Origin of the sequence: Marinococcus luteus (genome assembly GCF_900106595.1) — a bacterium.
In the GTDB taxonomy this organism is placed as follows: Bacteria; Bacillota; Bacilli; order Bacillales; family Marinococcaceae; genus Marinococcus; species Marinococcus luteus.
This window is the reverse complement of record NZ_FNNC01000007.1, coordinates 1-21,573: the sequence shown is the minus strand read 5'-3', so window position 1 is coordinate 21,573 and position 21,573 is coordinate 1. Positions and strand designations below refer to the sequence as shown.

Below are 21,573 nucleotides of genomic sequence, written 5' to 3'. Positions count from 1 at the left end.
ATACGCTGCCGGATGGCAGTCTATTATGATGAAGAACGTCGGTTTGAAGCTTTGCCCCACAAAGTGATTGTTCTCCATGTAAAATAAACAGCAGTTCCAATTAAACAAATAAGGAAAAACGAAGGGAAAAACCACCCGAGCCCTTCGCTTTCATTCAGGGCCGTACGAACGGTCTGCCACTGAACATAGACAAATCCGAGCGACAGTTCCACGAGGAGCACGGAAATAAGAATCTGCCCTTCACGCTTAAACACTTCTATTTGATGCTCATTCATTCGTACCGGCAGACGGAACCATCCCGGGTAGCGGAGAGAAAAATATGCCCCGATCCAGATAGCGATCAGCGCCAGCGGCGGGACAAATAAATAATACTTTGCAGCATATTCGTTTGGGTCTCCGGTGGCGTCGAAAAACTGGGGCACAATGTAGGGAAGACGTGTCCAATAGAAAAGCACAATCGCAAGCATTCCTATTGAAGCCACACCTCCTACAATTAATGCTGTTCTTGCAAACGTCGGCATAACGGTCTGCCTCCTACTATTCTTTATTCCAGCTTCACCACTGCTGCTGCTTTAACGCTTTTGATATCATTACGAGCGTAACGATACAGGACATCGCAATAATGACCATTACGATACTCCACAGCCATTCTCCGGAGACGATGAAAAAAACGCCGAGAATAAGACTGAGCACCACTATAAACCCTTCGAACCAATAAAAGAATTTCACGGCTGCATTTGTATTCATGATTCTCCTCCTGATTTTTCTTTTGATTTCTTTTTACTGCCTGGCTTTTTTCGGCCTGTCTGGTATACACCAAGCAGAGCACTCAGCATGCCAATTGCTGCGACTATGACGTAAAATGTGTCGCCAAGCCATAGAAAAAAACCGGCTGCCGCCGCAGCCAAGAACAAAAATATTATATTAAACGTAAACAGCACCGGGGATCTCAAACTACCCCTCCCTTTCGACTTTATCTTCTATCAACGTATCATTTTCTTTTGTTGTTGCCCATCTTTTCATTAAAAATAGGCTAAAATATTTCCTCATTGGTCTTTTCTCTTTTTAGGCCGGTTTAAAACAAAAAAAGCACCCATCTGTATGGGCGCTGTAATGATATGAATGGTGCTAGTGACAGGACTTGAACCTGCGACCTGATGCTTACGAGGCAACTGCTCTACCAGCTGAGCTACACTAGCGAACGTTTAAGGCAAATAATAATATACAAAAAGAAAAAAAGTGTGTCAATCAAAAAAAAGCAGAGGCCGGCGGCCCCTGTTTTTCATCTGCTTAAATAAACAGCAGCAGACTCAGCGCCATTACGGCCATACCACTCACTACGCCGTAGATCGATACATGGGTTTCATCATATTTTTTTGCCGCCGGCAGCAGTTCATCCAGAGAAATGAATACCATAATACCAGCCACAGCGGCGAAAATGATGCCAAACAATGTATCGGTCAAAAACGGCATGAGCAGAAGAAAAGCCAGAATAGCCCCGGCCGGCTCTGATAATCCTGATAAAAACGAAAGCCGGAATGCTTTACGTTTGCTTCCGGTCGCAAAATAAATCGGCACCGAAACGGCTACCCCTTCAGGAATATTGTGTATCGCGATGGCAAGAGCGATCGCAAGCCCAAGGCCCGGGTCGTTCAGTGCAGAGGTGAATGTAGCGATCCCTTCAGGAAAGTTATGTATAGCAATGGCAAGAGCTGTGAAGGTCCCCATTTTCATAAGGCCCTGGCGTTCAAGCTCTTCCTTTGACATATGCATATCTTCCACCCGCTTTACTTCATGCGGATTTCCTTTTTGGGGGACAAGCCGGTCAATGGCGGCAATAAAAATCATCCCTCCAAAAAATCCCCCAACGGTCACCCACTGTCCGCCGACTTCTCCGAGCGCCCCGACCAGCGACTCCTGTGCCTTAAAAAATATCTCCACCATGGAGACGTAAATCATCACGCCTCCGGAGAAGCCGAGCGAAAAAGCCAAAAACCGGGTATTTGTCGTAGAAGTGAAAAAAGCCAGTATACTACCGATGCCTGTGGCAAGCCCGGCTCCAAGTGTTAACAAAAATGCATAAATGACGTTTGGTTCCATACGCTGCCCCCTTTGTAATCTGATTAGCTTCACGATTCTTTCCCTCATGCAACATTTTAACCATTCTTCAATTGTTGTGTCAATGCAAAACTTCTCCCGGCGGGAAACATCCAGCTATCTCCAGTACGGTAAAGACAAAAAGCCAGTCAGGGTTTCCCGGCGCAGCAAACGAAAAAAGGTGCTCACGGCTGATAAGCCGTAAGCACCTGTTGTCTCCTGTATGTATGGTGGAGACGGTGGGATTCGAACCCACGTCCAGAGATATTGCCACTTTAGCATCTACGAGCGTAGTCGCTATATTATCATTCACCAGTACGTCAGCCTAGCAACAGGCTTTTGTACGGCTAGTCTGATTAGTCTCTTCAGTCGCCCTCAGACGGAGGGCGAACTGCGTAGCCCACTAAGAGTGAGACCCCAAATCATTCCACGCGGGCGATGGAATGCGGGATCCGCAAAAAGCAGTTGTTACGCTGCTACTGCGAGGTTTTCGTTGTTTTTGCCAGTTATTATTGGCGTGGCATTTTTACGAGCTGCCTCTCGGCTCGCAGCTAAAGCTCAACCTATCCCTGTCGAAGCCGTAACGTCCCCATGTGAAGGATAAGCATGTGCTCATAGGTTTATGAGCGACATACTATATTATAACGAAATGCCCGGAGCGTGTCAATCTAGTCGCTCATGCCTTTCATGCTCCGGTTGATTGCTTTGTCCATTTCGCGCTTGGCATCCTGTTCCTTGAGCGCCTGGCGCTTGTCGTATTTTTTCTTACCTTTGGCAAGACCGATTAACACCTTCGCTTTACCGTTTTTAATATAAACCTTCAATGGAATAATGGAGTACCCGGACTGCATGCTTTTACCAATAAGTTTATTAATCTCCCGGCGGTGCAGCAGAAGCTTTCTCGTACGCAGGGGCTCGTGGTTGAACTGATTTCCCTGTTCATACGGGCTGATATGGGCATTATGCAGAAACAGCTCGTTATTATCGATTTTCCCGAAGCTGTCCTTCAGGTTCATCCTGCCGGCCCGGATCGACTTTATCTCTGTACCCCGCAGTTCAATACCGGCTTCGAAGGTGTCTTCGATGGTATAGTCATGGCGGGCCTTTCGATTTTGAGCCAGCACACGGTTTTCCGTTTTTACTGCCATCTCCATTCACCTGCCTTCTGTCTTTATTTTACCATAGGAGCCCGGATGCAGCCTATTGCCCCGGGCTCTCCACGATCGTATTATTTCTTTTTATTGTTTTTTGAAACTTTTGAGTAAAACGGCTTTTTGTTACCGGATTTACCTTTTTTACGTCCGCCGTCTTTTTTATTGCCGTCTTTCTTTTCTCCCTGGCCTTCTTTTCGGCCGGGACGCTTGCCTTTGTCGCCCTGAATAACTTTTGCGGACTCTTTGCGCCGTGCTTTTGCCGGCCGTTTCATGCCCACAATTTCAAAGTCAATCGCCGCTTCGTCAAGATTTACATTCAGAACACGCACTTCCACCTGATCACCGATGCGGTACATGTTCGCGGTACGCTCGCCTATCAGCGCGTACTGCTTCGGATCATAGTGGTAATAATCATCCGTCAGATAGCTGATATGCACCATACCTTCAATGGTGTTTTCAAGCTCCACAAACAGGCCGAAGTTCGCCGCTCCGCTTACAAAACCGGTAAACTCTTCCCCGATTTTATCCTTCATATACTGAGCTTTCTTCATACTGTCAACTTCACGCTCGGCATCAATGGCCCGGCGCTCCATCTCTGAAGAATGCTGAGTGATTTCCGGCAGCTCATTTTTCCATTTCTGCTGCGTCTTGTCGTCCATCCGTTTGTTTACGAGATACGTACGGATCAAACGGTGGACAACCAGGTCCGGATACCGGCGGATCGGCGACGTGAAGTGGGTGTAGAAGTCCGCAGCCAGGCCGAAGTGGCCGGCGTTTTCAGGATCATACTTTGCCTGCTGCATCGAGCGCAGCATCACTGTACTGATTACTGCCTGTTCCGGTTCTCCTTTGACAGCGTCAAGCACTTCCTGAAGCGCACGGGGATGAACCGTATTTGCCGTCCCTTTGACTGAATAGCCAAAGTTTGTGACAAATTCCACGAACGACTGCAGCTTGTCTTCAGCCGGGTCTTCGTGAATCCGGTAGACAAACGGCACCTTCATCCAATGGAAGTGTTCGGCTACCGTTTCATTGGCGGCCAGCATAAATTCTTCAATCAACTTTTCAGCGACCGAGCGCTCACGCAGCACTACGTCTGTCGGAGCAGTCGTTTCATCCACGAGCACCTGCGCTTCCTTGAAATCAAAATCAATGGCGCCTCTTCCAAACCGCTTTCCGCGGAGAATGGCTGCAAGCTCTTCCATGCGTTCAAACATTGGAACGAGCCCGCTGTATTCCTCCCGCTTCGCCTGATTGTTTTCTTCAAGAATCAGACGAACGTCATTGTACGTCATACGGGCGGCTGTGCGGATCACACTTTCAAAGATCTCATGATTGACGACTTCGCCCTCCGGCGTTACTTCCATTTCACACGAGAGCGTCAGCCTGTCCACCTGCGGGTTCAGGCTGCAGATGCCGTTTGACAAACGGTGTGGAATCATAGGGATTACCCGGTCCACCAAATATACGCTCGTGGCACGTTCTCCGGCCTCCACGTCAATAGGGGTTCCTTCGTCCACGTAATAGCTGACGTCTGCAATATGAACGCCGAGCTTATAATTGCCGTTATTGTATTTTGTCACCGTAACGGCGTCATCAAGATCCTTTGCGTCCGCTCCGTCGATGGTCACAATGGTTTCATCGCGCAGATCCCGGCGCTGTTTAATTTCACTTTCATCAATCACGTCCGGCGTCTTCTGGGCCTGTTCCACAGCTTCCTCCGGAAAATCTCCCGGAAGGCCGTGCTTATGAATAATCGACAGAATATCCACGCCCGGGTCATTTTTATGCCCGATGATATTGACGACCTTCCCTTCAGCTCCTGAAGCCGCATCCGGATATTTAGTCAGCTCTACGACAACCTTATGGCCGTCCACTGCTCCGTTTTCTGCGTCCTGCGGAATATAAATATCATCGCGGATATGCTTATCATCCGCTGCGACAAACCCGTAATTACCATAGCGCTGGTACGTACCGACGACTTTTTCAATACCGCGTTCGATGATGCGGATAATCGTGCCTTCGGTTTTACTGCCCTGGCTCGAGTCCGAGATACGAACGAGTACGGTGTCTTTGTTCATGGCTCCATTAATTTCACCGGCCGGCACAAAGATGTCGTCTCGTTCCTTTTCCTCCGGAATAATAAAGGCAAATCCTTTGGCATGGCTCTGCACGCGTCCGCGCATCAGATTCATTTTCTCCGATATGCCGTAGCGGTTGCTTCTCGTCCGGACAACGTCTCCGCTGTCCTCCATTTCGTTTAGCGTCTTCATGAGGCGCTTAATATCTTCTGCCGAATCCGCCTGAAGCGTTTCCTGGATCTCCTCAATGGTTGCAGGGCCCGCAGAATCGTTTTTCAGGTAATTCAGCAGTGTCTGTTTTATTTCCTGGTTCAACGTTTTCATCTCCTTTCAATGTTGTTGTGATAAACGTTTTGAGCTTTAAGCTCTTTTTTTTATTTTGACCAATTTAATCCGTCTAAAAACTGATAAACATCTTCGTTCAGCTCATCGCGGTCGTTCCCGAGGGTGATAACGTGCGGGGAGTCCGGATACCACTTAATCTGTTTATCCTCCGAAGAGATTTCTTCATAAATGATATTTGCGCTGTCTTCTGCAATCATATCATCTTTTTCACCCTGCACAATCATCGCCGGAACGTGAACCATATCCAGGCCTTCCGCCACTTCCCGGATCAGCCGGTTGACCGAGTGCAAGGTGTCCGTCGGCAGCTGGCGGAATTCCATAATTTCTTTATCAATCTGATCCTGGTCTTTTCCTTCCAGGCGTTTAAATTCTTTTGCGTAATTGATGACGTCTCCATACAATTTATCTGCGTTGTTGAACGTCGTCATTGGGGCGCTCATCGGAATAACACCAAGCACGTCGTAATGATGCGCCACCCGCAGAGCCATCAGCCCGCCGAGAGAGAGGCCTCCGACCGCAATCTGGTCAAAGCCTCTTTCCTTTAATTCCTCAATTCCTGCTTTTACATCCTCCCACCAGTCGTGGTAGTCCGTTTCCATCAGCTCTTCCGGGGGAACACCGTGGCCTTTGTACACCGGCGCATGGACAGTATAACCTTTCTTTTCCAAAAAACGTCCCATCATCCGGACATCCGCAGATGAGCCTGTGAATCCGTGCAGCAGTAGAACTGCACGATTCCCGCCTTCAAAGGTAAATGATTTAGGGGGTACTACACGCATGATTCATCGTCTCCTATCTGTCTTCTTTTCTATTTAATCGATCGTTCGCATAAGGTTCTCAGAATTTATTTGTGTTGAAGTTAAAAATAACCGCACATCGTTCACGGCTTCGTGCCGGTGCGGACCGTGAAAAAGAAAGTGCTTGCCATTTTTGTAAAGCACAAACTGCTTCACCGGGCTTTTTACCGTTTTATATATACGCACAGCGCTCCGGACCGGTACCAGACCGTCTTTTTCACCCTGGCCGATAAACACCGGACAGGAGACTTTTCCGACAAACGGACGCAGCACATGCGCTGCCTGCTGAAACTCCCGAAGCGCCCAGCCGGGGGTTTTTAATTTTTCTGCGGCCACACCGTACCAGGGGTGCAGCGATCCTCTGGCCCGTCCGCCCACGACGAGCAGCGTGTCCTTCAAAAACTGACCGGGGTTGATATATTCCATCGGCATACCAATAAGCACGAGCCGTTCCACCTGGTAACGGGCTGCCACATAGCAGGCAAGCAGGCCTCCCATCGAAAATCCAATTACATACAAAGTGCTGCATGCAGCCGCCAGTTTCTTCGCTGCGCGGTCAGCAGCGTGAATCCATGTGACATACGAAACACGGTTTTGAATACTGAAGCTTCCATCAGCATGACCTGGAAGCACCGGTGTTTCCACTATCCAGTCTGTGCATGCCCGGAGCACTGCAGCAATCGGTTCGACCTCCCACGGAGAGCCTGTAAATCCATGCAGACACAAACATCCAATTGTCTGGTTTTCGGCTGCTGTCTTCATGCTCCTGCTCCCCTGTCTTTGATTTATCTCTGGCCTGGCCGCTAAAACGTTAAACTTCCACCTGCTTGTTTGATTCACTAAATACAGGAAAAGCAAACATCAGCCGGTAACATAAAAAACAGCGAACGATGGAACCGTCCGCTGCTGAGATAGCTTCCTATACTGTCTGTCAGACAAAATAGGCGATGAGTATGGTAAGAACAAAAAACAACACAGCCAGAACTACTGTAAACTGAATCAGAAAGGCTTCGATGCCTCTCGCTTTCTGTTTGCCAACCATTTGTTCGGCTCCGCCGGATATTGCTCCTGCCAAACCGCTGCTTCGGCCCGACTGCAATAAAATAATTGCAATAAGCATGACCGCAACGACTATTAATGCAACGTACAACGCCGTTATCATCACCCGTACACCTCCACGTTCCAATTACGCTTGTATTAATGTAACACACCAAAACGTGCAGTGCAAGCACAGGCGGCAGCGCGGGGCATGAAACCTATGATAACGGTGTTTTATTCAATTGTAAAAACCGCAGCCCGTATCCCGGGCCGCGGTCGAAAAGCACTTATTTGTTCAGGTTATAAAAAGCGTCTTTGCCCAGATAAACAGCGGTTTCCGCCAGTTCATCGTTGATGCGCAGAAGCTGGTTGTATTTAGCCACACGATCCGTACGGGATGGAGCGCCTGTTTTAATCTGTCCGGCGTTGGTCGCTACTGCGATATCTGCGATAGTCGTGTCCTCCGTTTCCCCGGAACGGTGGGAAATAACGGCTGTGTAACCGGCACGCTTCGCCATTTCAATAGCATCAAAGGTTTCAGTCAGTGTACCAATCTGGTTCACTTTGATCAGAATGGAGTTACCAATGCCTTTTTCAATGCCTTCTTTCAGCTTGTTGGTGTTTGTCACGAACAAGTCGTCGCCCACGAGCTGGACTTTGTCGCCAAGAGCATCCGTAAGCTTTTTGAAGCCTTCCCAGTCGTTTTCGTCCAGACCATCTTCAATGGATACGATTGGATATTTCGACACCATATCCTGGTAAAATTCGATCATTTCGTCTGCGGTTTTCACAACGCCTTCACCTTTAAGGTGATATTTTCCGTCTTCGTACATTTCAGAAGCAGCAGAGTCCATGGCGAGCATAATTTCTTCGCCCGGCTTGTAGCCTGCTTTTTCGATAGCTTCAATGATCGTTTGAAGCGCTTCTTCATTCGAGCCGAGGTTCGGGGCGAAGCCGCCTTCGTCGCCGACACCAGTGTTATAGCCCTTGCTTCCAAGTACCTTTTTCAGATTGTGGAAGATTTCTGCACCCATACGGACAGCTTCAAGGAAGTTGCTGGCTCCGACTGGCATAATCATGAATTCCTGGAAGTCGACGTTGTTGTCTGCGTGCTCGCCGCCGTTCAGGATGTTCATCATTGGAACAGGCAGAGTTTTCGCGTTAAAGCCGCCGAGGTATTCATACAGCGTAATGCCGAGCTCGTCAGCTGCTGCGCGCGCTACCGCCATCGAAACACCGAGAATGGCATTGGCGCCGAAGCTGCCTTTGTTGTCTGTGCCGTCGAGTTCGATCATCGCCTGATCGATGCCTGTTTGATCAGTGACGTCGAATCCGATGATTTCTTCTGCGATGGTTTCATTCACGTTGTCGACTGCTTTAGTGACACCTTTACCCATGAAGCGGTCGCCGCCGTCACGAAGCTCTACCGCTTCGTATTCACCGGTGGAAGCGCCGCTTGGAACGAGAGCGCGTCCGAAAGCGCCTGTTTCTGTAAATACTTCTACTTCTACCGTCGGATTCCCGCGGGAATCGAGTACTTCGCGTGCGTAAATATCTGCAATTAAACTCATTGATGATTCACTCCTCTGAATGGTTATTGAATGAGGGACTGACCCGTCATTTCTTTTGGTTTTTCTATTTGAAGCAACTCTACGGCTGTCGGACACAGATCAGCGAGCACGCCGCCCTTGCGAAGCTTCGCATTTTCATCGCCTGTAACAATGACCGGTACCGGGTTGGTTGTATGAGCTGTCATCGGTTTATCGTCCGGTGTCGTTACTTCATCGGAGTTTCCGTGGTCTGCCGTGATGATGGCACGTCCGCCTTTATCGTGCAGCAGGTCCACAACCCGTCCGAGACATTCATCCACTGCTTCAATTGCTTTAACCGTGGCATCAAGGTCACCGGAGTGCCCCACCATGTCCGGATTCGCAAAGTTCAGCACGATGAAATCATGCTTTTCAGACTGGATCTCGCTTTCAAGCGCCTCGGTCACTTCATATACGCTCATTTCCGGCTGCAGATCGTATGTGGCAACCTTCGGCGAATCGATCAGCACCCGTGTTTCACCCTTAAACTCTTCCTCACGTCCACCGCTGAAGAAAAAGGTCACGTGCGGGTACTTTTCCGTTTCCGCAATGCGAAGCTGGTGCAGCCCGGCATCTGAAACGATTTCTCCCATTGTATTGACCAGGTCCTGCGGAGGATAGGCGATTTCAGCGTTCACCGAGTCACTGTACTGCGTCATGCTGACAAATTTCAGATTGGATGGGAATTTGTCTCCACGGTCCAAACCGTTGAAACCATCCTGCGTAAATACCTGTGAAAGCTGGATAGCCCGGTCCGGACGGAAGTTGAAGAAAATCACTGCATCGTTGTCCTGCAGCCGCCCGACCGCTTCCCCGTCTTTAGTAATAACCGACGGAAGCACAAATTCATCCCATACTTCTTCTTCGTATGAAGCGTCTACCACTTCTTCAGCTGTTTCGTAGGAAGGTCCTTCCCCGTACGTAATAGCCCGGTAGGATTTATCCACACGTTCCCAGCGGTTATCGCGGTCCATGGCGTAATACCGGCCCTGAACCGTTGCAATATCGCCGGTACCGATTTCTTTCATATAGTCTTCCACTTCGGATACGTACTGTTTAGCGGAACGCTGGCCCACGTCACGGCCATCCAAAAAGGCATGAACATACACACGCTCGATTTCTTTTTCGTTTGCCATGTCGAGCAGTGCTTTTAAGTGATTGATATGGCTGTGGACCCCGCCGTCAGACAGCAGGCCGAATAAATGAAGAGCGCTGTCGTTTTCTTTCACGTGATCTACGGCATGAGCAAACGCCTGATTGTTTTTAAACGTTCCCTCTTTGATGCCTTTATTGATTAAGGAAAGGCTTTGATACACAACCCGGCCGGCCCCGATATTCATATGGCCGACTTCCGAATTGCCCATCTGTCCTTCAGGCAGACCTACTGCTTCACCGAAAGCCGTCAGTGTTTCATGGGGATACTGGTTCCAATAGCGGTCAAAGTTTGGCGTGCTTGCCTTCGCTACCGCGTTCCCTTTGGTTTCTTCCCGGCAGGCGTACCCGTCCAGGATAATAAGTGCTACTGGCTGACTGCTCATTTTTTTCCCGCCTCTGCAAGCTCCAGGAAGGCATCCGGCTTCAGGCTAGCACCGCCGACAAGTGCACCGTCGATGTGTTCTTTCGCCATGTACGTTTCAATGTTTTCCGGTTTTACACTGCCGCCGTATTGGATGCGTACTTTGTCTGCCGTGTCCTGATCGTACTGATCGGCAAGTGCTTTTCTTACCGAACCGCATGTTTCATCCGCATCCTCTGCAGTGGATGATTTGCCTGTACCAATTGCCCAGATCGGCTCGTAAGCGACAACCACCTTTGCAGCGTCTTCTGCACTGAGTCCGGCAAAGCCTTTTTCAATCTGCTCGCGCACGACTGCTTCCGTGGAGTCGTTTTCTTTCTGTTCAAGTGATTCGCCGCAGCACATGATCGGTGTTAATCCGTGGTTTAGGGCTGCTTTCACTTTTTGATTGACCGTTTCATCGGTTTCGTTAAACATTTCGCGGCGCTCGGAGTGGCCGATAATGACGTAAGGAATGTTTAGGTCTGCGAGCGCTGCCGGGCTGATTTCGCCGGTGAACGCACCGCTGTCTTCCTGGTGCATATTCTGGGCACCGATTTGCACATCACTCGATGCTGCCGCCTCATTCATATCCTTCAGAAACAGAGCCGGTGCACACACTACCGTTTCCACGTCTTCTGCGTTCGGTACTTTGCCTGCTACTTCTTCGATAAAAGCTACTGCCTCGCCGTGAAGCTTATTCATCTTCCAGTTGCCTGCTATGATTGGTTTTCTCATTGTTTCACCCCGCTAAGATTATAGTAAATATACTGCTTATTTATCATCCAGTGCTGCCACGCCCGGCAGAACTTTTCCTTCGATAAATTCAAGCGATGCCCCGCCTCCGGTGGACATATGGCTCATTTTGTCTGCAAGGCCGAATTTTTCCACTGCTGCTGCAGAGTCGCCGCCACCAATGACTGTGTACGTGCCAGGAGCTTCAGCCATTGCCTCAGCAATTGCGCGCGTACCTTTTTCAAACGTAGCAAATTCAAATACACCGACCGGCCCGTTCCAGATAACAAGCTTCGAATCTTTAATGACGTTCGCGTATTCTTTTCTCGTTTCCGGTCCAATATCCAAAGCTTCCCAATCGGATGGAATGCTGTCGATGTTTACTGTCTGCGTGTTCGCATCATCGCTGAAGTCATCGGAAACAATAACATCTTTTGGCATATAAAAGTTTACGCCTTTGTCTTTAGCCTTCTGCATGAACTCTCTCGCCATATCAAGCTTGTCTTCTTCAAGCATGGACTGGCCGATTTCATATCCCTGCGCTTTGACAAACGTGTAGGCAAGGCCTCCGCCGATAATGAGGTTATCCACGATATCGAGGAGGTTATCGATAACGCCGATTTTATCTTTTACTTTTGCTCCCCCGACAATTGCCGTGAATGGACGGTCCGGATCCTCAAGTGCCTGGCCGAGCACATCGAGCTCTTTTTCCATCAACAGGCCGGCTGCGGAAGGAAGGTGGTGCGCCACTCCTTCGGTGGACGCGTGGGCCCGGTGTGCCGCCCCGAATGCATCGTTCACGTAAATGTCTGCAAGGGATGCTATGTTTTTTGCCAGAGTTTCATCATTTTTCTCTTCGCCTGCTTCAAAGCGCAGGTTTTCAAGAAGCATGATTTCTCCGTCCTGGAGGGATGCCGCTGCCTTCTTGGCTTCTTCACCGTATACTTCATCGACCTTTTTTACATCGACATTCATAATTTCGCCAAGACGGGCTGCTGCCGGACCGAGACGAAGCTCTTCCACGGCTTCCCCTTTCGGGCGTCCGAGGTGGCTGCCGAGAATGACGCGCGCTCCCTGTTCGGATAAGTATTGAATTGTTGGTACAGCAGCACGAATCCGTGCGTCATCCGTAATGCTTTCGCCTTTCATTGGTACGTTGAAATCAACGCGGCAGAAAACGGTTTTACCTTTCAAATCTAAATCGCGGATGGTTTTCTTATTTAACGCCATTGCCAAACCTCCCTTAAATTATCTTCCTCATCTATCATAACAAAAATCTGCACTCCCGTTCTTTACCCGCCGCAGAAAAAACTGGAACGTCTATTTTTATTAATGCGAAGGCTGAACGGAAATACCGGATTTTTGACGGGCCGGGTACGGGCCCATACAGACTCAAAAAAGGGAGGAAGAAATAATATTCTCCTCCCTTTCCCAAGCATTAAAAATGATTTACAGTTTTTTGCCAAAGCTTGCTGCGAGGTCCACAACACGGCTGGAATAACCGAATTCGTTGTCGTACCAAGCGATTACTTTAACCATGTTGTCCTGCATAACGAGTGTTGAAAGGGCGTCTACTGTGGAAGAATAGGCGCTTCCGTTGTAGTCCTTCGATACGAGCGGCTCTTCGCTGTATCCAAGAATGCCTTTGAGTTCGTCAGACTCAGAAGCTTCTTTCAATGCGTTGTTCAGTTCGTCTACTGTTACATCTTTGTCGAGCTCTGCCACGAAGTCCACAAGGGAAACGTTTGGAGTAGGAACACGCATCGCACCGCCGGTAAGCTTTCCGTCAAGCTGTGGAAGCACGAGGGCTACTGCCTGAGCGGCGCCTGTAGTTGTCGGGATGATATTTTCAGCACCAGCGCGCGCACGGCGAAGGTCCTTGTGCGGGCCGTCCTGGATCTGCTGGTCACTCGTGTAGGAGTGGACTGTGTTCATCAGGCCGCGTTTGATGCCGAATTTTTCGTCCAGTACTTTAGCTACCGGAGCCAGGCAGTTGGTTGTGCAGGATGCGTTGGAAACGACTTTGTGCTCGTCCGGCTTGAATTCGCCTTCGTTAACACCGACAACAAATGTTGCGTCTACGCCTTTAGCCGGTGCGGAAATGATAACGTTTTTCGCGCCGCCTTCAAGGTGTTTTGCTGCCTGATCGCGCTGCGTAAAGATACCTGTGGATTCAACAACGATTTCAGCGTCTACGCCTTTCCAGTCGATTTTCGCTGGATCTTTTTCAGAGAAAACGGTCAGTTTGTGGCCGTTGATTGTAAGGTTGTCGCCGCTTGCCTGGATTTCTGCGTCAAGCGTGCCGTGAACCGTGTCGTATTTTAAAAGATGTGCAAGCGTATCAGTGTCTGTAAGGTCGTTTACTGCTACTACTTCAACATCCGGGTTGTTTAAAGCTGCACGATAAACGTTACGTCCAATACGTCCAAAACCGTTAATACCAATTTTTGTTGCCATAATAATTTTTCCTCCTTGGAATATAAATAATTGTGAAAGCTACTGCAGCATAATGCGGCAGGTGTTCTGCCTGTTACTCAGTTGCCTCCGGTGCATCGCTTTGATTCAGAATAGCTTTGGCTGCACCCTCATCGGTGATCAAAATGCTGCTCGGGCGGTAGCGCATATAAGCGTCAATCGCCTTTGCCTTACTTGAGCCTCCGGCTACTGTGATCACGGTCTGATCCGGCCGGAGCTCGTCCCACTGCAGGCCCACCGTGTTTTCCCGGTGCACCACTTTTCCGTCCTGATTCACATAATAGCCAAACGACTCTGCCACGGCCGACTCTTCCTCGAGCCTGCTGCGCAGGGAAGCGCTCGTTGTCCGCCGCCCGGCCATCGTTTTTGCTTCCCCTATGCCGTGAACGACAAGAGATGCCGACTTTAACAGAGCAAGCACTTCCTGTACTCCGGGCTCCTGCATGAGCGACCGCCTTGTATCCTCGCTCAGCTGGTCAGGCACATGAAGCAGCCGGTACGAAGCCTGGGCTTTCATTGCCATCGCAGAGCTGATGGTGTTGGCCTGGATCTCCACCTTCTCACCGAGACCACCGCGGGCCGGCACGAAGATGGTATTGTTCCACTTTGCGTCAGGCACCATCATATCAGCAGCTGAAGCAAGTGTCGTGCCTCCGGCTACCGCAATCACATCACCGGGGCTGACTCGATTTTTCATCTGCTGCACCGTTGCCCGGCCGAGTTCTTTTTTCACTACCGGAAGCTCATCGCTGTCTCCTGAGACGACGATAACCTTCGGAACGGATAAATAACCCGACAGCTTCCGCTCTAATTCCTCGAGCCCGAAAGCATATTTGACTGTATGTTCGAGCCCTTCGAGCAGTTTATTTCCTTCTTCTGTTAAAAGCATCCCTGCACTTTGAATCAGGATAAGTCCCTGCTGCTTCAAAAAATCTGTTTCACTGCGCAGAACCCGCTCTGAGGTGGATAGCTGAGTGGCAAGGGTTCTTCTTCCAATCGGCTGCATCAGGCGGATGTATTGCAAAATGCGGTACCTTTTCCCTAATGTTTCGAGTACATCAGGCTGCAGTTTCCGCTGCATCTCCAATACGTCACGTAACATACGGCTACACCACCGAACCTGCGGCAGCAGCTTATTTCAAGCCACTCCTCATCATTGATCTTCACTGCTCCGACCGGGACGTTCGAAGTCCCGCAGAGACATTTTTTGTCCCGCTCATTTAATAAAAAAATGAACGCTTTGTTCACAATTACATTGTAGCAATCTATATTTGGAAAATCAACGCAAATGTTCACTACGATTTTCATACTGTCTTATGGTTTATTAATACCCGCATTCCACTTATTTCATGCATAAAAAATCCCCCTTTTGCTGCAAGGAGGATTTTTTCTACAACGGTTGTTTCCGCTGGGAAGAAGACGGGATTCGAAGCTCTGTTCTGTATTTTGCCACCGCCCGCCTTGAAATCGTACACTGCTGCTCCTGCTGCAGCAGATCAGCAAGCTTTTGGTCCGAAAGAGGCTTCTCTTTATTTTCTTCTTTAATCAGTTTTTTCATCATGGCTTTCACTCCGGTGCTTGAAGCATCTTCATCCGGCCGGGTAATTTTCGAGGAGAAGAAATGCTTCAGTTCTACGAGACCGTGGGGCGTCTGCATATACTTCCGGCTCGTCGTTCTTGAAACGGTGGACTCATGCATATCCGCCTGTTCAGCCACTTCCCGGAGTGTCAGGGGACGAAGCTTTTCTTCACCGTGTTTTAGGTATTCGCTCTGCGCTTTGACGATCACTTCCGATACTTTTTGCAGCGTCTGCTGGCGCTGTTCGACGCTTTTAACAATCCATAGAAACTGCTTATATTTTTCCATGGCATACTGCCTTGCTTCTTCATCGGTATCCTGCTGCAAAAGACGCCAGTATTTTTCATTCATCTGCAGCTCAGGAAGCCGGTCATTCAAAATGGTAACAACCCATTCTCCGTCGATCTCCTCTACTTGGACATCCGGAGATACGGAAATTGTTTTTTCCTGCTGGTATGCATCACCCGGATGCGGGGAAAGCTTTTGGAGACATGTATAGATTTCCTGCAGCTGCTCTTTAGTGAGCTGATACTTCTGCTGCAGGTAGCGCCATTTTTTCGCTCCCAGCGCTTCGAGGTCTTCGGCTACCACCTGATCAATATATGGATCTGTATCCAGGCAGCGTTCGAGCTGCAGAAGAAGACATTCTTTTAAATTCCTGGCCCCGACTCCTGCCGGTTCGAGTTGCTGTAGCATCGAAATATACTGCCCGCTTTCTTCTTTGCCCAGCTGGAATTTTTGGTCCATCTCCTGTTCGATGTCCTCTAAGTATCCACGCTCGTCAACGCTTCCGGCTAAAAACAAGAGTATATCCCGGGTATTTCCTTTATAACGGCCGCAGGCAATCTGCTCCCGCAGCGACTCTTCGAGAGTTTCCCCCGCCGGCTCACGCCAGTCCGGCTGTTCGACCGCAGAGGCCGGATTATAGACAGGAGCAGCAGCACGGGAGGCAGAAAGCGACGCCCCATCGGTAATAGAAGGGAGTGTTAAATCCATTAAGGGGTTTTCCATTGCTTCTTCCTGCAGATAGTCGGATAATTCCTGGGAGGAAAGCTTCAACAGGGCAATTGCCTGCTTTAGTTCCTGTGTCATCACTAAACTCATTTCTTGCTTCTGCTGCAATTCAAGCCCCAAACCCATCATCCCCACCTCCTTTTTTGAAAACGCTTTCTTACATCATATCATATTTTTCTTCCATGAATCGATCCCTTTTTCTTGTTCTGTTATTGTCATCATATAAAAATAGACTTGCCCTTTCTATTTGTTTGTCAGATCATTTTTCACCTAAATTAAGATTTATAAGGAAGTGAAACATTTGCACGGAACGTTTATGTTTGTGAAAATAAAGGGAATGGAAGTTGACGTGTAGCTATATGGAATCGGGTCAGACTTTTTATTTGACCTTAATTGACCAAAGAGTTATGATAATAACAGCAACGCGGAAGGAAAAATATTTTCCATACAACTACCATGAATGTAGGCATACATTTCATTAAAGGAGGACGCTTTTCATGAACTTGATACCAACAGTTATTGAACAAACCAACCGGGGCGAACGCGCATACGACATTTATTCCCGTTTGTTGAAGGACCGCATCATTATGCTTGGCTCAGGCATCGATGACAATGTGGCCAACTCGATCGTAGCACAGCTTCTTTTCCTTGAAGCCGACGATCCGGAGAAGGATATTTCTCTTTATATCAACAGCCCGGGCGGCTCCATTACAGCCGGCATGGCTATTTACGACACAATGCAGCACATTAAACCACAGGTTTCTACGATCTGCGTCGGCATGGCAGCATCAATGGGTGCTTTTCTTCTCACAGCCGGCCAGGAAGGCAAACGTTATGCCCTTCCAAACAGTGAAGTAATGATCCACCAGCCACTCGGCGGCACACAGGGACAGGCTGCTGACATTGAAATTCACGCCCGCCGCATCATCAAAATGCGTGAAAAACTCAATCAGATTCTTGCAGACCGCAGTGGTCAGCCGCTTGAAGTCATCGAGCGCGACACGGACCGTGATAACTTCATGAGTGCGGAACAGGCAAAAGAATACGGTCTTGTAGATCAGGTTATGGGACAGTAAAATGCAAAAAATCAGGACGGCATGGCGCCGCCCTGATTTTTTTATGTTCACATTTCTTTTTTCATAAACTCTGTCAATGATTCGGCGGCTTCCTCTTCATCCGCCCCTTCAGCTAAAAGCTTTACAGAGGCTCCGGTGCGCACAGCGAGGCTCATCACACCCATAATACTTTTGGCATTCACCTTTTTATTGTCCTTTTCAAGAAAAATATTGGAATGAAACCGGTTCGCCTCCTGTACGAACAACGCTGCCGGCCGGGCCTGAAGCCCTGTACGCAAATTTACTTCCACTGTTTTTTCGACCATAGTTATTATCTTCCTTTCTCTATCTGTCTTCACCCGGTACCCACTTTTCATGTACACATAACGTAATTTAACTTGGAACGTTTTTTAAGCAAGCGCTTTAATGGCTGCTGTAATATGGCGCCTGCAGGAACAGAAGAAGCCTCTGCTGCCACAGGCGCCTGCTTTCGGCGGTTAAATTTTTTCGGGAATCGGCGGTTTTCCGGCCTGAATGCGCTCCGCGATCTGATCAATCTTGCGCAGCCGGTGGTTTACGCCGGATTTACTCACCTTTCCGCTTGGCACCATTTCCCCGAGCTCCTTCAGCGTGACGTCCTGGTGCTGGACACGCAGAATTGCCATTTCCCTGATTTTTTCGGGAAGGTTTTCGAGCCCGACTTCTGCCTGGACAAGCTGAATGTTTTCCACCTGCCGCAGTGCGGCTCCAACGGTTTTGTTTAAATTCGCTGTTTCGCAGTTCACCAGGCGGTTCACCGAGTTCCGCATGTCTTTCATAATCCGTACATCCTCAAAATAAAGCAGAGCCTGGTGGGCACCGATGATGTTTAAAAACTCGGTAATTTTTTCGCTTTCTTTAATATAAAGAATGTAACCCTTTTTCCGTTCAAGGCTTTTGGATGTGAGCCCGAACGTTTCCATCAGCTCCCGGAGCGCCCGATTGTGCTCTTCATACATCGAATAGATTTCGAGATGATACGAAGAGGTTTCCGGATGATTGACCGATCCCCCGGCTAAAAAAGCTCCGCGCAAGTATGCCCGGCGGCTGTCCGTGTTTGGAATCACATCACTCGCAATCGACCGGTTAAACTGGTAGCCGTTTTCCATAATGGAAAGATCGCTCAGCATCTCTTTCGTTTCTTCGGCCATCCGGACTACATAGACATTATTCTTTTTTAAACGCATCTTTTTTCGCACAAGCAGTTCAATCACCATATCCTTATAGATACGCTTGATTAACGAATAGATACGTCGTGCGATGGCAGCATTTTCAGTTGAAACGTCTAAAATCAGCTGGCCGTTGCCAAATGAAATTGAGCCGTTCATCCTGATTAATGCTGCCAGTTCCGCTTTGGCGCTTGTATCATCCACTTCAATCTGAGTTAATTCTTTTTTTGTTATAGCCGCAAATGAAGACATTCATCTTCACCGCCTTTCTGTCAATCACGGGCCAGCAGGGCTTCAGATACTTTTTTGGCATTATGACGAAGAACAAGGCCGTCATAGTGCATAAATGTATCTTTTACTACCCGGCACCCAATCTGTTCTAATCTTTCATAATCACATCTCACGGGAAATGCCTGCTGTTTTTCATAGTTTGCAAGCACCGGAGCAGGGATCTCTCCATTATGCACAAGTACAGTATCCACAAAAGCGCCCCCTGTATGCTTTTCAATGGCATGCAGATGGTCGGCTGCCGTAAAACCGTCTGTTTCCCCCGGCTGCGTCATCACATTGCAAATATATACTTTGCGTGCCTCTGAACGATTGATGGCATCCCGGATGCCGGGAACGATCAAATTCGGCATGATGCTTGTAAACAGGCTCCCGGGACCAATGACAATGACATCCGCCTGTTCAATGGCGCGCACGGTTTCCGGAAGCGCTTCAGCATCCGGCGGGTGGATAAACACCTGGTCAATCTGCTTGCCGGCTTTTGGGATCAGGGACTCCCCGTAGACCGTGGAGCCGTCCTTCATTTTTGCAAACAGCTCAATGCTCCGGTTAGAGGCCGGAAGAACCTTTCCACGTACGTTTAACACGGTACTAAGCTCTGTAATTCCTTTAGCAAAGTCCCCGGTTATGGAGGTCATGCCTGCCACCAGCAAATTCCCCAGGGAATGGCCGGTCAGCCCCTCCCCGCTCGTGAAGCGGTGCTGGAACAATTCTTCAATTAAAGGCTCGACTTCCGCAAGCGCTACCAGTACGTTTCTTACGTCTCCGGGCGGTGGAATATTAAACTCTTTCCGTAAGCGCCCGGAGCTTCCTCCGTCGTCTGCGACAGTCACAATTGCCGTAATGTCTGCCGGGAACTGCTTCAGCCCCCGGAGCAGAACGCCTATACCTGTGCCACCGCCCATCACTACAACCTTCTGGTCCTCCACGTCTATTTTTTCCTTCCTTCCTCAATGTCCCGGTGATTGGCATTCGTCTCATATTTCCCTGAAAAGTAAGAAGCAATATATTCAGCAAGCGTCACGGAACGGTGCTTGCCTCCTGTACATCCAATCGCAACCACAAGCTGTGACTTACCTTCCTGCTTATACAGCGGAAGCATAAATTCAAGCATATCCACCAGTTTATTAATAAATTCCTTTGTATCCGTCCATTTTAACACGTACGAAGACACTTCTTCTTCGAGACCGGTTTTGGGCTCCAAATGTTCCACGTAGTGAGGGTTGGGCAGAAAACGAACGTCAAAAACCAAATCCGCATCGATCGGCATCCCATACTTAAATCCGAAAGACATCACATTCACATTAAAAACCGACTGATTTTTTTCAGCGTAATCAGTTAATATACGCTCTCTCAATTCTCTCGGTTTCAGGCTGCTTGTATCAATAATATGGCGTGCCCGGCCTTTTAGTTCCTGCAGCATCTCCCGTTCAAGCTGAATGCCTTCAAGCGGCGTATCCTCGCTTGCAAGCGGATGCGACCGCCGTGTTTCTTTATAACGGCTCACAAGCACCTGATCTCCTGCATCCAAAAACAAAATATGTGTCGACAGCTCCCGGCGCTGATCCAACTGGTCTATTGAAGCAAACAGATGGTCAAAAAACTCCCTTGTCCGGAGATCCACTACGAAAGCTACTTTATCGGTTTTATTTTCAGTCGTTTCAATTAAATCGATAAATGTCGGGATCAATGAAGGAGGCAGATTGTCTACACAGTAATAGCCCAGATCCTCAAAGCACTGGATGGCCACCGTCTTTCCGGCCCCCGACATCCCTGTAATGATTTCAACCTGAATCGATTTCCGCTCTTGTTCCATAATCCGCATCCCTCTTTTACGTATAGTATGACGTTGACTGCTCGAACCGGCTGTCTAAAAGCCGGCGGTCTTTCGTATAGCGGAACGTACCATACACCGTTCCTTTATTACTCAAAATATGCTCTACAATGGCTTTGTCGCCTTCGGCCATAGGAAGAGATGACACTTTCTGCTTTTCCTTCCATTCAAGGATGCCTTCCGGAGACTCATTAAGCAGCCTGCCCTCGGAACCAAAAGCTTCAAATGTAAACATCATCCACTCATTCGCCGTAAGGCCGTCCTCCATCGTGATAAATGTAAAAACACCCCGCAGATGCGGGCGTTCAAGCGCAAGGCCCGTTTCTTCACGGAACTCCCGCCGGACTGAATCATATACCGACTCCCCCGGTTCCATTTTTCCGCCCGGGGCATTCCACCAATCGTAGCTTGGTTTCTTGAGCATAAGCAGTTGATCGTTCTGCTGTAAAAAACAATTTGTCACCCGTTGCATGTGTACCACCTCACATATACCTTTTTCCAGTATACTATCCTTCGATGGTTCAGACAATTTACAAAAGAAAGTATGCTATGTTTTCTATTCCCTGCACTAAAAAAACGGCGCAGAAATGATTTTCTGCGCCTGTGCCTCGTCGTTTCAGCCGGAGCGCCTACGCTTCGACCGCGTTTTTCAGTTCTTCCACATACTGCTGCGCCGTCTGCGCCGCGAGCGAGCCGTCGCCGGTCGCCGTCACGATCTGGCGCAGGAAC

Annotated in this window: 23 protein-coding genes, 1 tRNA gene and 1 other RNA gene; 1 reads left to right on the top strand and 24 read right to left on the bottom strand. The window is 48.9% G+C overall.

All coding sequences use genetic code 11. The features are described from left to right. Nucleotides 1–23: 23 nt before the first annotated feature. From BLV22_RS13230 to rpoN, 18 genes are all read right to left on the bottom strand, one after another. Complete coding sequence (locus BLV22_RS13230; protein ID WP_091616316.1) at nt 24–521, bottom strand: DUF1648 domain-containing protein; 498 nt, start codon at nt 519–521, stop codon at nt 24–26. A 34-nt stretch (nt 522–555) separates the two neighbouring features. Beyond that, nucleotides 556–747, bottom strand: a complete 192-nt coding sequence (locus BLV22_RS13225; RefSeq protein ID WP_091616313.1) for a hypothetical protein — start codon at nt 745–747, stop codon at nt 556–558. Then, on the bottom strand, nt 744–953 hold the full coding sequence (locus BLV22_RS13220; protein WP_091616311.1) for a hypothetical protein: 210 nt from the start codon (nt 951–953) through the stop codon (nt 744–746). The genes BLV22_RS13225 and BLV22_RS13220 overlap by 4 nt, the downstream gene beginning before the upstream one ends. Before the next feature lie 170 nt (nt 954–1,123). Then, nucleotides 1,124–1,199: transfer RNA gene (locus BLV22_RS13215), tRNA-Thr, on the bottom strand. A gap of 91 nt (nt 1,200–1,290) precedes the next feature. Further along, nucleotides 1,291–2,100, bottom strand: a complete 810-nt coding sequence (gene zupT / locus BLV22_RS13210; protein WP_091616308.1) for a zinc transporter ZupT — start codon at nt 2,098–2,100, stop codon at nt 1,291–1,293. A gap of 225 nt (nt 2,101–2,325) precedes the next feature. Continuing rightward, nucleotides 2,326–2,688: a transfer-messenger RNA gene (gene ssrA / locus BLV22_RS13205) on the bottom strand. A gap of 77 nt (nt 2,689–2,765) precedes the next feature. After that, nucleotides 2,766–3,245 (bottom strand): SsrA-binding protein SmpB, encoded by a 480-nt coding sequence (gene smpB, locus BLV22_RS13200; RefSeq protein ID WP_091616658.1) that lies wholly within the window; start codon nt 3,243–3,245, stop codon nt 2,766–2,768. Between the two features lie 80 nt (nt 3,246–3,325). Further along, the gene (rnr, locus tag BLV22_RS13195) at nt 3,326–5,656 is read right to left on the bottom strand and encodes a ribonuclease R (protein WP_091616305.1); all 2,331 of its coding nucleotides are present in this window, start codon (nt 5,654–5,656) and stop codon (nt 3,326–3,328) included. A gap of 50 nt (nt 5,657–5,706) precedes the next feature. Continuing rightward, complete coding sequence (locus BLV22_RS13190; RefSeq protein WP_281241117.1) at nt 5,707–6,459, bottom strand: alpha/beta hydrolase; 753 nt, start codon at nt 6,457–6,459, stop codon at nt 5,707–5,709. A gap of 30 nt (nt 6,460–6,489) precedes the next feature. Beyond that, nucleotides 6,490–7,236, bottom strand: a complete 747-nt coding sequence (locus BLV22_RS13185) for an alpha/beta hydrolase (protein ID WP_091616301.1) — start codon at nt 7,234–7,236, stop codon at nt 6,490–6,492. A 169-nt stretch (nt 7,237–7,405) separates the two neighbouring features. Next, entirely contained in the window at nt 7,406–7,636 is a 231-nt protein-coding gene (gene secG, locus BLV22_RS13180) for a preprotein translocase subunit SecG (protein WP_022793890.1), read from the bottom strand. A gap of 163 nt (nt 7,637–7,799) precedes the next feature. Continuing rightward, nucleotides 7,800–9,083 carry a phosphopyruvate hydratase gene (eno, locus tag BLV22_RS13175; protein ID WP_091616299.1) on the bottom strand — a complete coding sequence of 428 codons (1,284 nt, stop codon included), beginning with the start codon at nt 9,081–9,083 and terminating at the stop codon, nt 7,800–7,802. Nucleotides 9,084–9,106: 23 nt separating this feature from the next. After that, complete coding sequence (gpmI, locus tag BLV22_RS13170) at nt 9,107–10,639, bottom strand: 2,3-bisphosphoglycerate-independent phosphoglycerate mutase (RefSeq protein WP_091616295.1); 1,533 nt, start codon at nt 10,637–10,639, stop codon at nt 9,107–9,109. Further along, complete coding sequence (gene tpiA / locus BLV22_RS13165; RefSeq protein ID WP_091616292.1) at nt 10,636–11,394, bottom strand: triose-phosphate isomerase; 759 nt, start codon at nt 11,392–11,394, stop codon at nt 10,636–10,638. The genes gpmI and tpiA overlap by 4 nt, the downstream gene beginning before the upstream one ends. Before the next feature lie 36 nt (nt 11,395–11,430). Further along, the gene (locus BLV22_RS13160) at nt 11,431–12,621 is read right to left on the bottom strand and encodes a phosphoglycerate kinase (protein ID WP_091616288.1); all 1,191 of its coding nucleotides are present in this window, start codon (nt 12,619–12,621) and stop codon (nt 11,431–11,433) included. Nucleotides 12,622–12,840: 219 nt separating this feature from the next. Next, on the bottom strand, nt 12,841–13,848 hold the full coding sequence (gene gap, locus BLV22_RS13155; RefSeq protein WP_091616285.1) for a type I glyceraldehyde-3-phosphate dehydrogenase: 1,008 nt from the start codon (nt 13,846–13,848) through the stop codon (nt 12,841–12,843). Between the two features lie 73 nt (nt 13,849–13,921). Next, the gene (locus BLV22_RS13150; protein ID WP_091616282.1) at nt 13,922–14,968 is read right to left on the bottom strand and encodes a sugar-binding transcriptional regulator; all 1,047 of its coding nucleotides are present in this window, start codon (nt 14,966–14,968) and stop codon (nt 13,922–13,924) included. Nucleotides 14,969–15,256: 288 nt separating this feature from the next. Beyond that, nucleotides 15,257–16,588, bottom strand: a complete 1,332-nt coding sequence (rpoN, locus tag BLV22_RS13145; protein ID WP_091616280.1) for an RNA polymerase factor sigma-54 — start codon at nt 16,586–16,588, stop codon at nt 15,257–15,259. A gap of 368 nt (nt 16,589–16,956) precedes the next feature. Here rpoN and clpP point away from each other — a divergent pair, with 368 nt between their 5' ends. After that, complete coding sequence (clpP, locus tag BLV22_RS13140) at nt 16,957–17,535, top strand: ATP-dependent Clp endopeptidase proteolytic subunit ClpP (RefSeq protein ID WP_022793882.1); 579 nt, start codon at nt 16,957–16,959, stop codon at nt 17,533–17,535. Between the two features lie 47 nt (nt 17,536–17,582). Here the strand turns inward: clpP and BLV22_RS13135 are convergent, their stop codons facing one another. The 6 genes from BLV22_RS13135 to BLV22_RS15205 form a co-directional block, all read right to left on the bottom strand. Continuing rightward, nucleotides 17,583–17,840, bottom strand: a complete 258-nt coding sequence (locus BLV22_RS13135) for an HPr family phosphocarrier protein (protein ID WP_022793881.1) — start codon at nt 17,838–17,840, stop codon at nt 17,583–17,585. Between the two features lie 171 nt (nt 17,841–18,011). Beyond that, on the bottom strand, nt 18,012–18,974 hold the full coding sequence (gene whiA, locus BLV22_RS13130; RefSeq protein ID WP_091616277.1) for a DNA-binding protein WhiA: 963 nt from the start codon (nt 18,972–18,974) through the stop codon (nt 18,012–18,014). A 20-nt stretch (nt 18,975–18,994) separates the two neighbouring features. Further along, entirely contained in the window at nt 18,995–19,939 is a 945-nt protein-coding gene (locus BLV22_RS13125; RefSeq protein ID WP_281241115.1) for a gluconeogenesis factor YvcK family protein, read from the bottom strand. 2 nt (nt 19,940–19,941) lie between these two features. After that, nucleotides 19,942–20,826, bottom strand: coding sequence for an RNase adapter RapZ (rapZ, locus tag BLV22_RS13120; protein ID WP_091616272.1), 885 nt, complete (start codon nt 20,824–20,826; stop codon nt 19,942–19,944). A gap of 16 nt (nt 20,827–20,842) precedes the next feature. Then, entirely contained in the window at nt 20,843–21,316 is a 474-nt protein-coding gene (locus tag BLV22_RS13115; protein ID WP_091616269.1) for an NUDIX hydrolase, read from the bottom strand. A gap of 157 nt (nt 21,317–21,473) precedes the next feature. After that, on the bottom strand, nt 21,474–21,573 hold a 100-nt coding region (locus tag BLV22_RS15205), incomplete at its 5' end, for a hypothetical protein (protein WP_245724111.1).